Here is a 16,121-nt window from a genome sequence, read left to right as displayed (position 1 = left end):
TTCGACATAGTTCGTCAAACTTGCTCTCGCCAGGATGTCCGGAAACTTGCAGCTTTGGAAACGAGTTGCGCAAGCTAGATTCCTGCGCTTAACCCCATTAAGCACCGGCTCGGTTCCACCGAGCGGGCACTTAATGACGTTAATGCTCAGAATCTAAACGGCTTGCTCCACTCTCTTATAAATAAAAAAGCACCACGTCCGGCCCTACCTCTACCGAAAGCGTGGTACTTATTCGTATGCTTTAAAATTAGTCACTGGTCCGGCCGCCGTGTGTCCGGCCGCGGTTTGAGTTACGACGCTTATCATGTAAGCTGTCAAAGCCCACAAATCCTGCGGCAACAGCGCGGTCGTTTGCTTGGTGTAAGACCTTGATGAAGTGTTCTGCTTCGTCCTTACCGAAGAAGCCTAACCAGCGATGGAACCGTTCGTCAGTGGCTTGGGCCAAGTTCCGTTGAACCCGACTTCCAGCAGCCGTTAACGTGATATATTTTACCCGACGGTCGTTAGGATCTACTTTTTGCATTACGTAGTTTTCCTTAAGTAATACGTTGACCTGGCGAGCGATAGCGCTCTTGGAGACGCCCTCCAATTTGGCAAGTTCAACCAACGTTTGTCCGTTCTTACTCCGGGCAACATTTTCCATCACCATGAAGGCTTCAAAGGTCAGATTGTACTTTTGCGTCGGAATCGAAACGAAATCTCCGATATACTTGAAGATATGCATGTATAGATCGTCAAACTCTTTCTTCAATTCTGCTTCCGTTACGTTGTCATTCGTCGTCTCTGTCATTATAAATCCATTACTCCTTCTAGTTTCAGCGCCGGGCGCTGCCTATTAACGTCCTAATTTGCGTACAGCCCACGGGTCTTAATTTAGTCGAAAAGCACGGTCTCGTCACCGGTCAATATGAAAAATGTGGATAACCCTACTTATATTTCACTATCAAACCATCTTATCCAATAAAATTTATTTTAGAGGTTTCCAAAATCGAACACACGTTCTATAATAGAACTAATCATTTAATCGAGGACGTGATGAACATGCTCAGCCAGGCGCACCAACAAATTAAGCAATTACTTCAAATTGCTTACCAAAGAAATCAAATTACTACAATAAACGTTCATAACATTACCTATACGGGAACCGTCGATTTTATTTCACCGGCGACCGTCTACCTGGGACTGACCGCTGGCCGTTCCCGCGAGATTCCCCTAACCCAGATCAGTCAGGTCAAACTACACCAATTTCAATCTTGGTGGTATCTCTATGAGTCTACCGCACAGTAACTCCCTCTAGTATCGCCTCTCTTGGCAAAAAAATAAACCTTTTTTTAACAAATTGTTGGGATTTTATTTACAATTTGCCGAAAACGCTGTCTTTTCTGCTTTTAACCGGCTTTTTCACTCTTTTCCCAAACCCAAAAGGCGACAAAAATCACTGTGGAACCCCCTTGATTATACCGCGCAATCGTCATTTAATTGTGCACCACTTTATTCCGGCTGGTCACTTTTTTAATTTTGCATAGTTTGATTCATTGATAGGGTTCAACCGACTCGTCACAAAAATATTACCCTAAAACATAAAATCCCCCTATACCATTAGTAGTCGCCGATGGTATAGGGGGATTCTTTTAGTTAGGACAGTCAGTGACGCACTATTCCACGCGAATACTACCGTGAACTGTGTCGATCTTAACCGTGGCCGTCGGTGTCGTGCCGACTGCACCAATCTTATGATGACTATCATTCAGCGTTAATTGCGCTACGCGAGGAACCCGCACCGTGCCGTCATCGTTGCGCACATCGAAGTTATAGGCATCATTGGCCACCTCAACGTCAGTACTGCCATTTCCAGCGATGACCAGGTCGCTAGTTAAGTCGCTGACCTGCACGCTGACCCGACCGTTGCCGGAGCTCAGCCGCCCACCACCAGTCAGATTCTGAACGCGGATGGCGCCGTTTCGACTCTTACTCTCCAGCTTACCGGTAAAACCAGAAGCCTTAATCGATCCGTTGCGAGAATTCAGCGCCGCATCCCCCATATGGTTCGTCAGACGAATCGACCCATTCGTTGAGTCGATTTTCCCGGTTCCCTCAGTATCGTCCACCGTCACCGAACCATTCGTGCTGGTCACTTGGTAGTTGAGGGCCACCATCTGGTTGAGGCGAACCGAGCCATTGGTTGACCGCACGTTAAAGTTCATAACTTGATTGTTGAATGCCCGCACAGCTCCATTGGTCGCGTGAATCTCAAAGTCGGCGTTCGACCGTAGATCACTGACCTCTAGGCTACCGTTACCGGCGTGAACGCGAACATTGCCCTTCAGCGTACTGGGAATAAAGATCTCCGTCCGTACGTGCAGGGGCCATAGCCGTGGCCGATCCCCCTGACGCAATTCCAGCTGAGAACCATACTGTTTGCTGCGGAGGTAAAAGCGCTCGCTGTCTCTGCTCATGTACTCGTTGACCACAATTTCGGAGGCACTGGCCTGGCCAACCTTGACCGCGGCATCGGGATAGTCGATCACGACGTCCGTCACATCAGTTACTGCGAAGGATTGTGTGTTGACGAGCTTGAGTGCGCCAACGTAGGCCCGCTGTGGCCGCTCACCGTTAATCTTAACGTCATCACCATCGACATCGATAAAACCGTTGCCGACTGAGACGTGGTCGCCGTCGACTTGAACCAATTTGCCTAGATCAACCTTGTCATCACCATCGACGACCACGTGATCACCCCAGGTGACCTGGTCATCAGTGATGTGAAGCTTGCCGATCTGGACGTGTGAGTGACTGTTCCGGTCTGCACTAACGCCATCATTGGTATCCGTGTTAGTCGTTGTACGACCGCGATCGGCTCGTGTGCTGTCAGCATTGCCACTCTCTGCCTGCGTTTCAGCATCAGCCATCTGGTCCTCAGCGGCGACTTCCTTAAGCAGGCTGTCAATATCACCGAGTTGGCTCATGGCCTCATCGATGGCTTTGGCTGGTGTCGTGCCTTGATTGATCTTATCGGCCACGGCCTCAGTCAGGTCACCGACCAGCTCCTCTTTTAGTTCCGTTAATGCCCGCGATGGCTGGTACTGGCTGAAAAGTTGGTCCAACCGCGTGCGAATCTCCATTGTCATATCGTCCATGCTTAGTCCTCCTCGGTAATCTGACCCGTAATCAATTCATCAATAATCGGCTTGGCAAACTGCCAGGCGGCCTTCTTGTCTGCCAGCATCTCTTGCCCGACGGCCGTAACGTGATAGTATTTCCGCCGCGACCCCTGCGTCTCATCGCCCCAATAATCAGTCAACGCGCCGTTCTTCTCTAACCGTCGAAACACCGTGTAGAGCGTTGCTTCATTGAGTTCGTAATGGCTCTGGCTGAGCTCACGCACCCGCTTGGCCACCTGATATCCGTAGCTATCACCCTGCTGTAAAATATTCAAAACAATGGTATCCGTATGGCCCCGGATTAAATCCTTGGAGATCACCTCAGCCATGTTGCCACTTCCTTTCAGCTTTTCTTTGTTGGATATAATGTATCACATACTACTATGCGTGTCAAAGTAATTTATCTGAAATAGTAATTAACTTTTTAACTTGGGTCTGTCCCGTCCCTAGGCTCTGCTTCCTAGTATACTGTGAGAGACGTGAGGGACACTCCAAAAAATTTATTCGGAGGTCATTGGTATTTCGGCGGTATCATTGAATTTCATCCTAAATTGTCACCATAAGAAAGACCTCATCAAATAAACTGATGAGGTCTTTCTTGCCTTTTAGCATCGTATTTCACTACCAAATCTGATGATGCCGCTTTAAGACAGTATGACATTGAACTCTGTAGAGAACTATTCCCAGCAACAACCAGATTGCATCGATCCCCAAATCGATATAAAGTTTACCGCTACCGACAACAACATACTTAATTGTCTGTGAAAATGGGAAAAACAAGCTTATGATTCTAAGCCACAATGGGTAGTGATCGATTAGGATCAAAGTTCCGGCTACAATTGTTGCTAACGCACTAACTATATTCAAATAAAAATAAGGATTATTATTCTGCCAAGCCGCAATGGCTGAAAAGAAGCCAACAATTGTACCCGAAACCACTATGATTGGTGACATCGTTAGTGCACGAATAATTAATAGATAAGGTGCCCGAAAAACACTTAGAAGTACCAAGTTGATGCCAATCAGTACTAGACCAGCTAACATCGCAGTTGCAACTTTCGTCCCCCAATAGTGAAGCGATAGTGGCCGGTTCACTACCATTTCTAAATCGATTTTTAAATTCCGATCCATCACAAAAAGTTGTGCGATGCTTGTCATAGCTAATGTACCACCCGAAAGAACAATCGTTGCGACAGCCACCGGCCATTGCAAACTATTCGTATATTGTGCATTGATTAAAATGAGCAGACTGAGGCTAATTATTGGCATCAGGAGAAAATATACGAATCTAGTCCGCCAATTCTGCAAATAAGCAAGTGAAGAAAACTGCACTTTCATTTTTACATCAACCTCACATTCCCTGTACGTTTTGATAGCATGAGTACGCGCTTAGTCAGCAGCAAGGTGGTCACAACCCATAGTAAACAGCTGAATAGAAAAGCTGCTATATCGAATCGCGGAGACTCGTTTAAAAGTCTATGAATAGGAGCTGCTAAAGGAATTATCCACTGAAATGGTAAAAGAAAATTTTGAAGTATGGGGGCAGGTGAAAATAAGCCAGATAAAAGTAAAAGTGGAATAGTGATCAGCTCTTCATACACTATTGCATTTGTTGTAAGCAAGAAAAATGCGGCAATCAGGAGATCCATCAGCGCAGCGGCGGCCCAGAGCGCAATTACCGATATAATCAAATGTAGTGACACGTTGGTATGTGAAACGCCAAGAAAACTAGCCATTACATATGAAATTGGAAAAGCTAATAGTCCGAAACTGGCCGCAGGCAACAAAAGAGCCACCAGTGAGACGCGATCGTCAATACGCGTATTTGTTAAGTAAGGCAGTGTTCCTTGATAACGTTGAAATCCAATACATCCAGCCGCTGTCGTTGCAGATGACCATAGCCCAAAAATCCCACTTCGGACCCAAAGTGTTGGGTCATTCAGCTGATGTGAGATATAGGCAGCAACATACTGGAGAAGAAAGATTGATAGGGTGCTAGAAATTGTAAGCCAAAGAAAATACTGATTTGTCGCATATATCTTAAGGTGAAACCAAAAAAGACGTAAGAACCGCATACTAAGACCTCCGTAAATGTGGGGCGATAGCAAGGTACGATTCCTCTAGGGTTGCTGGACGATTGATATGATGTACGTTTGATTGCTGTACAATCTCTCTAACCGTCCCAGAAGTATAGATTTTCCCAGCCCCAATGAGATAGACGTAATCAGTAAGCGACTCAATTTCGCTCATTGTGTGACTAGTTAAAAGAACGGAGACACCCTGTTGTGCTAATTGCTTGATGGTGTGATGAATTTCGTTAGCAATTTCAACATCTAGACCATTTGTAGGCTCATCCAAAAGTAGTAACGGCGGATTACCCAGTAGTGCACGCGCAATATGCAGACGTTGCTTCATCCCTTTTGAAAAAAATTGAACTTTTTTATTGGCAACATTTGTTAAATCTACTATATCCATGACACGCCTAGCTTCGCCAAGTTGTTCTCGATGTGGTAGACGGGCCAAGTCAGCGAAAAATAAAAGATTGTCTAATGCCGTGGCCCTTCCATAGAATCCTAGATCACCGCCAAATACGATTCCAACTTTAGGCGGCATCTTCTTTTGAAACCGATTTTCTCCGTTAATAAGAACTTCCCCATTTGTTGGAAGTAAATAACCGCCAATCATGGAAACTGTCGTCGTTTTACCAGCGCCATTGGGTCCTAAAAGTGAAACGATTTCACCTTTTTGAATATCAAAGCTGACATTTACGACAGCATTAAATTGCTCACCTTTGGAGCGGAAGGTTTTACTTAAATTTCGAACTGAAAGGACTGCAGTCATAAGATCACCCTATTTCGCTAATGCGCTATAAAACAGATTATAATCACCGTCATTAAAATATACCCGTTTAAGAAACTATCCAACCTATCAACAGAAACCAAAAAAGTATCTTATAATATGCAAGCGAGCTGATTGACCTTTCCATAAATAACTGAGACTCAATTGACTAATTGTATGCGACTATCCGGATCTTCAAATGGTTGAGCAATCACTTGAATTGATGGGCTTTTCTAACACTCTCTAGGTTTAGGCTCAGTTAGCTATGATTTTATTCTCTATAGAGAGTGTCCTCTAACATCAGATATGCACTTCCATCAAAACTTTTAACAATATTTGCCAGGCTTCGTGTCATACGACCCACCTCATAAAATTAATTTGAATAGCATCAATTCCCCATTCATACAACTAGTATACTTTTAATATTTAAGGGAAAACGATCTTTGATAATTGATTTATCATTGTTATCTAACTTTGTTTACTTTGTCACAGAACCAACTTTTTTGGCGGCAACTGCAGTCCTCACCCGTTAATACACACACCAACATCTCCTGAAGCACACCACCAACACAAAAAGGACTAGGATTATCATCCCAGTCCGTATGTAACAAAAACGTTTTACTACTTCAACTCTAGAAAGGCACCCGGTAAGAGTCCCGCCACCGTCGTTTCGGCCAAGGATCCCTTCTGGTTGGTCAGGTAGATAACGGCGTCCTGATCAAAGAACTCACTGATCACCTGCCGGCACGAGCCACATGGGGCAATCGGGCCATCGGTGTTGCCAGTAACCAATAGCGCGGTGAACCGCTTTTCCCCAGCTGCAATCCCTGAGAAAATGGCCGTCCGTTCGGCACAATTCGTTGCACCGTACGCCGCATTTTCAACGTTACACCCACCGTAAACTTTACCGCTGGCACCGACCGCTGCAGCCCCTACGTGAAATTTCGAGTACGGCGCGTAAGAACGGTCCAACATGTTGGTCGCAACTTGCAATAATTCTTCTAGCTCTGCCATGGTATTTCCTCCTTAGCGTATGTCTATTGATGCCTCTTAATTGTTGCATAGTTTCACGGAAAGCGCTACCATTTGAACGAAATTTCTAGGGAATTCTTTAACTTTTGACTAAACGCGCAACAGATTGGGAGACTCATGGTAAACTAAAAACATTAAACTTATCTAGGGGAGCCGTCTGTCAAAATGAAAATATTACGTAACATCTTAAGCTGGATCGTCCCCATTGTGATCGCCGCAGCGCTGGTCTTGCTCGTGCGGACCTATGGCGTCGAAGTGGTCAAGGTCTCCGGGGGCTCCATGGAACCCAACTTGGCCGATGCGGAACGGATGATCGTGGTCAAGCCCCTCACCGTCAAGCGCCTGAGTGTGATCGTCTTTGACGCCTATGGGGAAGATCCCAACGCCGCCAAGAACACGAACTACGTCAAACGAGTCATTGGGATGCCGGGTGACAAGGTCGTGAGCAAAAATGGCTACATCTACGTGAATAACAAAAAGATCAATCAATCCTTTATCAGCAAGTCTGAACGAACGACTGGAACCGGCAACTGGACCTTAAGTAGTCTGGCTAAGGAACATAACTGGTCCTACAAGGGCAATGCCGTGCCTAAGGGCCACTACTTCGTGCTGGGAGACCACCGGAGTATCTCCGAGGACGGCCGAGCCTGGGGCTACGTTGAAGCCAACAAGATCATGGGGGTCGTGAAGGTTCCCTTCTGGCAAGGAACTAAGGAACACCGGATCAATGTGAATGGGATGGCGAGCTAGCTAAGCTGCCACTCTCAAATTTTGTGAGTGTTATAGGGTGTCACCAAGAAATTGGTGGCGCCTTTTTTAATTCATAAACACTGTTATATCAACCTTACCGGCGTTATCTTGCCACAGTGATTATCCCCATTTCCCAGCCGGTGGTTGCAATTTCGATGGTTATGGATTATTATGGGAACGTTCCCATGGAAGCGTTCCCATAATAACTGAGAGGTGTTACTCGTGACAAAAACAAACTGGTGGCAACACGGTGTCGGCTATCAAATCTATCCCAAAAGTTTCTTTGATGCAAATGGCGATGGCATTGGTGACTTGGCCGGTATTAAAGAAAAAATTGACTACTTGGATTCTCTGAACATTGACTTTGTCTGGCTCTGCCCGATCTACAAATCTCCCGGTGTCGACAACGGCTACGACATTGCCGACTACCGCGACGTTGATCCCCAGTATGGATCGATGGCTGACTTAGATGTTCTGATCCAGGAATTACATAACCACAAGATTAAAATCGTCATGGACATGGTCCTCAACCATTCTTCCGATCAGAATCAATGGTTTTTAGATGCCAAGCGCGACATTAACAGTCCGCATCATGACTACTATATTTGGAAAAAAGGCAAAGATGGCGGTACCCCCAACAATTGGACGTCCCTCTTTGGCGGTTCTGCTTGGCAGTACAACCAGGCTACCGATGAATACTACTATCACCTGTATGCCCGGCAACAGCCCGACTTGAATTGGGAGAATCCCGAACTGCGCCATGAGATGCACGAGATCATTAAGTTTTGGATCAAAAAAGGTATTGATGGTTTCCGACTGGACGCCATCACCCATCTCAAGAAACTCCAGACCTTCGCGGACGTCGATAACCCCGATCAGGCCTCCCGCAACATCCCCGGCATTGGCGTTTTCCTACGCGAACTCAAAAAAATCTATGATGACTATGGCGTCATGACCGTTGGTGAAGTTGGCGCTGTCCCGCCAGAATCGGCGATCAAGTGGGTCGATCCCGACACGGGCTACATGGACCTTCTCTTCCAGTTCGATCACGTTAACTTTGGCGACGCCCACAAATTTGACTTTGCGACAAAATCCATTCCCACGGTGAAAGAAAAGCTAACGGCGTGGCAGTCGGCTGCGGCACAAAAGGGCAACTTAGGCCTATTCATTGAGAACCACGACCTCCCTCGCGCAGTCTCTTACTTCGGTAGTGAAGAACGGCAATATCGTCAGCGGTCGGCCAAGACAGTTGGCCTCATGTACTTCATGATGAAGGGCACCCCCTTTATCTATCAAGGCCAAGAGCTAGGTGCCATCAACGATCACATCGATTCAATCAACGACGTGACTGACATAGATAGCCGCCGGCACTACCAGGAAAGAATTCTGTCCGGCTATAACACCCAAATGGCACTCCACGAAGTCGCCTTCAAGGGTCGGGACAATGCCCGGACACCCATGCAATGGTCGGCCAAGCCCCTCGCTGGCTTCTCCAAAAACACCTCCTGGATCAAGGTCGCTGACTCCTTCAAATCAATCAACGTAGCTGAGGAGGAAGCAGACCCAGAGTCCGTTTTGAACTTTTATCGTCAATTAATTAACCTGAAGAAAACAGACGCAACGCTTCAAGATGGCCAATACGCCCTCGACCCCACAGCGGCTGCAAATGTGATGGCTTACCGGCGATTTGACGATCAAGCAACTTGGATCGTCGTGGCTAATCTGTCAAATAACGTCGAAGCCTATCAGCTCCCACCAGACTTAGCCAATCATGCCTATCAGGTCGTCTTAGGCAATCATGGCTGTACCATCCCGCAACAAGCGCAATTAGAGCTGGCTGCTTGGGGCGCTGTCCTGTTAAAATTTGAGAAATAGGAGTGAACAAAATGGAAAAAAGTAGTCTTCCCAAACTTCCCGTCCGCAAGATTTGGCTGATCAACTTTGGCTTCTTGGGCGTGCAAATGGCCTTCTCCTTGCAAAGTTCCAACATGAGCCGGATCTTCCAAACGCTGGGTGCCAACCCCAACAATCTCGGATTCTTCTTCCTGGTGCCCCCTCTGGCCGGTTTGATCATCCAACCCCTGATCGGTAAATTCTCCGACAGAACCTGGGTTCCCCATCTGGGCCGGCGAATTCCCTACCTAATTGCCGGAATCCTTGTCGCCTTTACCGTGCTCCTATTGCTCCCAAATGCGGGTAGCTTTGGCTTCACCTTTATTCAGGCTCTCTGGTTCGGTGCCTTAGCCATTACGTTCCTGGACCTCTCCAACAACGTCTCCATGCAGCCGTACAAGATGATGATTGCCGACATGGTTGAGGAGGATCAACGGGGACTCGCTTACTCCATCCAAGGTTTCTTCTCCAACTCCGGTTCAATCTTAGCCAGTGTGATTCCGTTTATCTTAACGGCACTGGGGATCGCCAACGTTGCCCCCAAGGGTGAAGTCCCAGCGTCCGTCAAGATTGCCTTCTATATCGGCGCGACCGTACTGATTCTCTCCTCACTGGTCACAATTCTTCGCGTTCGGGAATACGCTCCCGAAGAGTACAACGCCTATCACCACATTACCAAGGAGGATCTCAAGGAGCACAAGAGTTTCTTCATGCTGCTTAAAGAAGCCCCCAAGATCTTCTGGGTGGTCTGTGTCATTCAATTCTTCTCATGGTTTGGTTTCCAATACCTGTGGACCTATGCCAACGGTGCCCTAGCGCAAAATATCTGGCACACCAGCAACGCCGCCTCCAGTGGGTTTCAGGCCGCTGGCAATTGGTATGGAATCATGTCCGCCGTACAAGCCATCTCCGCCGTTATCTGGTCACTCGTTCTGACGCGGGTTACCAATAAATCTAGCAAGCGGGTCTACTCTGCTAGCCTTGTTGCCGGTGCCGTTGGTTTAATTTTAATCGCAACTATTCATAATAAGTACGCCCTTGTGTTATCATTTATCTTAATTGGAATAGCCTGGGCTTCAATGCATACGTTCCCATTCACGTTAGTGTCTAACGCGATTGACGGTAGCAACATGGGGGCCTATCTGGGACTCTTTAACGGCAGTATCTGCGTGCCTCAGATTGCCGCCTCACTGTTGAGCTTTGCCTTATTCCCACTCGTGGGTTCCTCATTCACCGCAATGATTATCGTTGCTGGGATTGGGATGGCAATTGGCTCGGCAACCGTCTTCTTTGTCAACTCAGACTATTTTGGTAAATAACGTTTGAAGGGACGCCGTTGCCATGACTGCAACTATCAAGGATATCGCCGCAAAAGCCGGTGTATCAACTTCTACCGTATCACGGGCATTGAACGATGACCCGCATATTCTGCAAGCAACCAAGACGCGAATTATGCAGGTTGCCCAGGCACTCGATTACAAAACAAACTTTAACGCCAAAACTCTGGCCACTGGTGGCTCCCGTTCGGTTGGCATTATTTTCCCCTCCAATGAACGGTATCAGACCAATCCATTTTACCTGGAAATTATCTCAGGTATCGGTTCCGAGTTGAACCGTCGTGGTTTTGTTTCTACGGTGGCCCTTGCCGACTCCACGGATCAGATCATGGAAATTGTTGGCACCATGGCGCATCAGGCCCACATTACCAAATATATTTTTCTTTATTTCGAACAGAACGATTCGATACGGGCTTACCTGGATCAACATCACTTAGACTACGTGATTATCGGGAATGACCCGCAAACGAATCGTGTGTTCATCGATAACGACAATCAGCTATTCGGCAAACTGGCGGGTGAAAAGCTGTTGACGATGTCCGCAGCTCGTCATGTTTTGTTCTTACAGACCCAACGTCAGCTCAAATTTGAGGAAGAACGTCTGACTGGCCTCAAGTCAGTTCTGACAAGCCCTCGAAAAGTTACTGCACTCTCTGTGGATCTCAAGAATCCCCGTCAGGCACTGACCGCGATTCAGCAGAAGCTTACCGATATCGATGGAATTGTGGCCTCGCAAGATGAGATTGGCGAGTTCGCCTATCAAGCCTTTCTTCACGAGGAACAGCCCCTCTCAATCGTGACTTTTAACAATCTTTTGCATGGCTTTCCCGATCGTAAGAATATCTATTCGTTCGATCTGAAACCACGTAAGATTGGTGAAGTTGCGGCACAGAAGGTCTTCGAACTAGCGGATTTCTCTCAGCATCACTTGTTCTTAATTAAATAGTCTGGCTTACACGAAAGAAATGCTAACCCGCGTCAGATGACTAGGGTTAGCATTTTTTTAGCTGTTACCTGAAGGTTGAAAGATCTAAAATACCCATTATGACTGTTGCAACAACGATATTGAGACTAACTTAGGCAGCGGCGTCTAAACCAGCCGGCTTACCGTTCACCAAATTTAGGCTGGAACGCAGTGGGTAGGACGCCGTCAGCCTGAGAAGCGGTCTGCCAGCTCGCTTTGAACCGCCCAACCCGCGTTTCAAAGTCGCCATTTTCCAAGTTAACCCACTTGGAAAATCCCACGGCTGAGCCTAAATTTGGCTCACTCACGCCTACGTAAACAGTGACCAACTATCGTGGACTAACGTTGCCGGTTCAGCGATTGTCACCGCAATGTTCTGTTGAAGAACAGTCATAACCGGAGGCGGCCAGAGATGTAGGTAGCTGTGTCGACGGTGTTAGCTGGGAACCAGCTTACAGCGTGGGACGTGTTTGGAGACTGACGATTTGTGTCAGACTTCAAACCGAGCCGGAGGACCGCTTCTCAGGCCGCAGGCGGTCCCCACAGCAGCCGGAATCTCTGGCAGCCGCAGGTGGTAATTTCCAACTAATTTTGTGGATTGAATCCCTGTTAGCTGTTACCCATGATGACAGGCAAACGTGGTCAATTCAGTGATGATCATCAAACCGAATCCCAAGTGTAACAAAGACTTTTGCAGACTCTTAGCAATCCATCTAATTTCACACCAAGAGAAAAGCGGGCCAGTAGCTCGCTTTTCTCGATTATTAACTTTAAGATCTTAGCTAAACATCCGCTTAGTTGCCTTTAACAAGGTCTTCGGATCCTTGTCATAGCGTGGTGTATCAACCAGATTATCCATTGGCACACCTGCGAAGTGGAAGGCCGCAATTTCACCGGAACGCGTAGCACTCTGTTCCGTGAAGATCATCTGATACGGTTGTTCAACGAATTCACCGGTAAAGGCTAAGTTCGTGGAATGTGCCGGAATGACCTCAGGCCGGTCGCTCTTAGCCCGGTTGTTGAACAAGGCTGAGGCGTATGGCATGTAGACTGGAATATTGTTGATGATGCTATCCATAATTTCGGCTTCACGGTTCTTGATGTTGTTTGGTCCAGGATCGACCTTGGACAATTGCCCAATCAGTTCTTGAGCCATTTCCTTACCGGTCATCTTGATGTACTGCTTGTGGACAAATTCACCCTGACGGCGTGGGTACAGGAAGTAACCCCAGATAACGGATTCGTTTGGCTTCTGGGTCGTAAAGTGAGGTTGATGATGAACCACGATCGACATGTTGACGTCCTTTTGCCCGAGCGGCGTGATTGGCGTCGTCGACAAGAAGGAGTTCAGCGCGTTCCCAGGCACTTGCGTGGTAATCCGGGTAATTTCGTTCAACAACAGGTGGTTCTTCGTAGTCAACGTGAAGCTGACCCACTCGGAATTCTTCCGGTCATCGAAGAATTTATCTGGCGTTCCCAAGTTGTAGAAGCGGTTCGTCGCTTTCTTCCACAGTGCGGCACTGATCCCGTATTCCATGTTTTCACGTGCCGGCGTGTTGTAGTCCCCCATCGTGGCGGAGTCGGTAATCGACCCGTTGGTGAAGATGACTGCGGTATCGTCGTCAATCGTGACCAGTTCTTCGGAGTCATCTTCCACGTTCTTCACGTGCAAGCCCGTAACCGTAATTTCGTCCTGCATTGCACTGTCGGCGAATTCCCAATCAGTGACGATCCGGTTAGAAATGAAGGTCACACCCTCATCCTTTAAGTAATTGATCAGAGGAAGCATCATACTTTCAAATTGGTTGTAACGGGTCCGGTTGACCCCAACTAAATGTTCAATTTGCGTAAATTCGTAAATCATTTGATGCATGTAACGCCGAAGTTCCTGAACGGAGCTTTGAATCCGGAAGGCGAAGGTGGTTTCCCACATGAACCAGAAGTTGGTCTGGAACATGTGTGGATCATCCTTGAAGAATTCAGCGATGGTAATGTTATCCAGCTTCGTTTCTTCTTCATCCGGCATCAAAACGAGTTTCGATAACAGCACCCGGTCCTTGTTATTCAGACCTAATTTGCCCCCATCGATAATGCCCTTGCCGCCTTCCATCAAACGTGCAATATCGAACGTTCTGTGGTGTGCGTCAAAGTCACGGGTATCTTCGGCCGCGGTCATGCCCTCTTCAGTCGCCGATGGAATCCGGTCCAGTAAGTCCATTAAATCAACGTACGTCCGGTAATTCAACATCCGGCCACCACGGGCAACGTACCCCGTATGGTTGTCTAACGGGTGTTCCTTGTTCCAATATTCATCACTGAAATCGGTCGTTTCGCCACCGTCGTTAGCCCCATGCATATCAGCGCCGTAAAAAGTGATATTCTCACCGCGCCAATGGCCTTCTTGAATCAGGTAAACCGCTGCGGCCATATTCGATAAACCGGCACCGATCATTACTGCTTTTGTTTTAATCATCAAAAACACCTCCGTAGATTCTTTGAGCCCTTTACGCCTTCATTATGCTTGCTTTGTCATGTATTGTAAAGCGTTTACACAAAGTAATTAGCAACTTCTAAGAAACGCAAGGAAACCTTAATCTACCGGCCATTGTAACAGGGCGTGTTGCAATTGTAATTCTGTGGATGACAATATAAATCGTTAAAACCTGCAGTGAATCTTGTACCGGTAATTGTCTCAGAAATCGGCTTATTTTCAGCCAGCTTTCTCACGCCCTGCTGGTTATGCTGTCTCAGCATAACACGCGCCTGGCGGATCGCCTAGAACTATCGTTTTAACGCCTTATTGGTCATGACACGCAATTACATAACAAAGTCAAAAGGTTGAAAGATGAAATATTGGCTACATTGTCTAAACCAGCCGGCTTACCGTTCACCAAATTTAAGCTGGAACGCTGCGGGTAGGACGCCGCCAGCCTGAGAAACGGTCTGCCAACTCGCTTTCAGCCTTGACTCGCCGGTTCACTCCCCCGCAGATAGGCCAGCGGCGTCATTTCCGTGTATCGTTTGAACATCCGATTAAAGTACGTCACGTTGTTAAAGCCCACGTGAAACGCCACATCGGTTACGGACTCTGGGCGATGGCGGAGGTACTGTTGCGCCATCTTCACCCGATAACGGTTGATGAATTCAAAAATGGTCTCGCCAGTCTCTTCCTTGAAAAGCCGCGACAAATAGGTTGGCGCCGCCCCTGCCGCAGTCGCCACAGTTGCTAAGCTCAAGTCCTCCTGGTAGTGACGGTAAATGAACTGCAATGCTTGATTGACCTTGCTACTGTACTGGTTATGCCGACGTGCGGCCACGATTTCACAATACTGCGTCGCCATCTCCGTGGTCAATCGCTGGTGATTCTTTAACGACGGCAACTGTTCGATGGCAATGGCGAAGTGACTCGACACGCGGTCCAGCGTGACCGGGCTGACATTTCCCCGCTCAGCGGCCAGGCGACACATTGTGTTGAAGACATACAGAATGTTCTTAGCGGAGCGCAGCCGTCGATTGGGAACCCGGGAGAAGAAGACCGTAATATCGTGCACCGAGGCAGCCGCCTCAATCGCCTGTGGCAGTTGTTCGGTGTCGCCCTGCGTAATCAACTGCATCAGCCGATTCTGGTTCGCATACCGCTCAGTAATTACGGCGTCATCATCACCAGCCGTCGCAGCTAGGTCTATCGTCAGTGGCGGCACCTTGATGTGGTCATCGTGCACCGTGGCCGTCTGTTGGGCACCGGCCAGACTAGCCACTAGAATCTGGGCTAGACTACCGCTCTCCGATTCACAGGGACCAGCAATCAGATACCCCGTAACCGTAGCACCCGTGAAGATACCCACGGCTAGAAAGTCCCCCTGCGTCGTAATCGCTCGTTCGACTTGTGTTGGAAGAGTCGGCAATGTCCGAAAGACTGGCAGTACCGCGTCATCCCCACTCAACGAGGCCGTTGCTAACTGGGCATCACACACCCGCATACTGACGCCACTAATACGGGCTAAGTTGGCACTCAGCCGACTGATTTCGGTTAACGCCATCGTCATCACCGTTCCCTTCAAAGATTAAAATTATTTCGGTCAAAGTCAAGATAGTATTTAAAACCGCAATATTGTTCAAGCACGTTTCTCAATTATAGTTTATCCT

15 protein-coding genes are annotated in these 16,121 nt (G+C 47.7%); 5 read left to right on the top strand and 10 right to left on the bottom strand.

Translation table 11 applies throughout. From position 1 onward, the window contains the following. Positions 1–247 precede the first annotated feature (247 nt). Positions 248–790 carry a MarR family winged helix-turn-helix transcriptional regulator gene (locus tag ACKTSF_RS00225; RefSeq protein ID WP_020090473.1) on the bottom strand — a complete coding sequence of 181 codons (543 nt, stop codon included), beginning with the start codon at positions 788–790 and terminating at the stop codon, positions 248–250. Between the two features lie 251 nt (positions 791–1,041). Between ACKTSF_RS00225 and ACKTSF_RS00220 the strand changes: the two genes are divergently transcribed. Next, positions 1,042–1,287: a hypothetical protein gene (locus tag ACKTSF_RS00220; RefSeq protein WP_407885492.1), complete on the top strand. Its 246-nt coding sequence runs from the start codon at positions 1,042–1,044 to the stop codon at positions 1,285–1,287. Positions 1,288–1,655: 368 nt separating this feature from the next. Here the strand turns inward: ACKTSF_RS00220 and ACKTSF_RS00215 are convergent, their stop codons facing one another. From ACKTSF_RS00215 to ACKTSF_RS00190, 6 genes are all read right to left on the bottom strand, one after another. Further along, on the bottom strand, positions 1,656–3,137 hold the full coding sequence (locus tag ACKTSF_RS00215) for a DUF4097 family beta strand repeat-containing protein (protein ID WP_407885490.1): 1,482 nt from the start codon (positions 3,135–3,137) through the stop codon (positions 1,656–1,658). 2 nt (positions 3,138–3,139) lie between these two features. Then, complete coding sequence (locus ACKTSF_RS00210) at positions 3,140–3,490, bottom strand: PadR family transcriptional regulator (protein ID WP_407885488.1); 351 nt, start codon at positions 3,488–3,490, stop codon at positions 3,140–3,142. Between the two features lie 292 nt (positions 3,491–3,782). After that, complete coding sequence (locus tag ACKTSF_RS00205) at positions 3,783–4,499, bottom strand: antibiotic transporter permease (protein WP_407885486.1); 717 nt, start codon at positions 4,497–4,499, stop codon at positions 3,783–3,785. 2 nt (positions 4,500–4,501) lie between these two features. Continuing rightward, on the bottom strand, positions 4,502–5,236 hold the full coding sequence (locus ACKTSF_RS00200) for a multidrug ABC transporter permease (RefSeq protein ID WP_407885484.1): 735 nt from the start codon (positions 5,234–5,236) through the stop codon (positions 4,502–4,504). Position 5,237: 1 nt separating this feature from the next. Further along, positions 5,238–6,002 carry an ABC transporter ATP-binding protein gene (locus ACKTSF_RS00195; protein ID WP_407885482.1) on the bottom strand — a complete coding sequence of 255 codons (765 nt, stop codon included), beginning with the start codon at positions 6,000–6,002 and terminating at the stop codon, positions 5,238–5,240. 618 nt (positions 6,003–6,620) lie between these two features. Continuing rightward, entirely contained in the window at positions 6,621–7,013 is a 393-nt protein-coding gene (locus ACKTSF_RS00190) for a cytidine deaminase (protein WP_407885480.1), read from the bottom strand. 183 nt (positions 7,014–7,196) lie between these two features. On the opposite strand from ACKTSF_RS00190, the gene lepB reads away from it, so the two are divergent. The 4 genes from lepB to ACKTSF_RS00170 all read left to right on the top strand — a co-directional run bounded on the left by lepB (position 7,197) and on the right by ACKTSF_RS00170 (position 11,957). After that, a complete protein-coding gene (gene lepB / locus ACKTSF_RS00185; RefSeq protein ID WP_407885478.1) occupies positions 7,197–7,781 on the top strand; it encodes a signal peptidase I in 585 nt (194 codons plus the stop codon). Positions 7,782–8,003: 222 nt separating this feature from the next. Continuing rightward, positions 8,004–9,656 (top strand): alpha-glucosidase, encoded by a 1,653-nt coding sequence (locus ACKTSF_RS00180; protein ID WP_407885476.1) that lies wholly within the window; start codon positions 8,004–8,006, stop codon positions 9,654–9,656. Between the two features lie 11 nt (positions 9,657–9,667). Next, the gene (locus tag ACKTSF_RS00175) at positions 9,668–10,993 is read left to right on the top strand and encodes an SLC45 family MFS transporter (protein ID WP_407885474.1); all 1,326 of its coding nucleotides are present in this window, start codon (positions 9,668–9,670) and stop codon (positions 10,991–10,993) included. Positions 10,994–11,015: 22 nt separating this feature from the next. Then, on the top strand, positions 11,016–11,957 hold the full coding sequence (locus ACKTSF_RS00170) for a LacI family DNA-binding transcriptional regulator (RefSeq protein WP_407885472.1): 942 nt from the start codon (positions 11,016–11,018) through the stop codon (positions 11,955–11,957). A 158-nt stretch (positions 11,958–12,115) separates the two neighbouring features. Here the strand turns inward: ACKTSF_RS00170 and ACKTSF_RS00165 are convergent, their stop codons facing one another. The 3 genes from ACKTSF_RS00165 to ACKTSF_RS00155 all read right to left on the bottom strand — a co-directional run bounded on the left by ACKTSF_RS00165 (position 12,116) and on the right by ACKTSF_RS00155 (position 16,015). After that, positions 12,116–12,283: a hypothetical protein gene (locus tag ACKTSF_RS00165; RefSeq protein WP_407885470.1), complete on the bottom strand. Its 168-nt coding sequence runs from the start codon at positions 12,281–12,283 to the stop codon at positions 12,116–12,118. Between the two features lie 470 nt (positions 12,284–12,753). Then, positions 12,754–14,448 carry an oleate hydratase gene (locus tag ACKTSF_RS00160; RefSeq protein ID WP_407885468.1) on the bottom strand — a complete coding sequence of 565 codons (1,695 nt, stop codon included), beginning with the start codon at positions 14,446–14,448 and terminating at the stop codon, positions 12,754–12,756. A gap of 484 nt (positions 14,449–14,932) precedes the next feature. Next, positions 14,933–16,015 (bottom strand): AraC family transcriptional regulator, encoded by a 1,083-nt coding sequence (locus ACKTSF_RS00155; protein ID WP_407885466.1) that lies wholly within the window; start codon positions 16,013–16,015, stop codon positions 14,933–14,935. Between the last annotated feature and the right edge of the window lie 106 nt (positions 16,016–16,121).

The sequence above is a fragment of the Levilactobacillus muriae genome, assembly GCF_045862015.1.
Lineage (GTDB): Bacteria > Bacillota > Bacilli > Lactobacillales > Lactobacillaceae > Levilactobacillus > Levilactobacillus muriae.
This window is presented reverse-complemented; position numbering and strand designations above follow the sequence as displayed.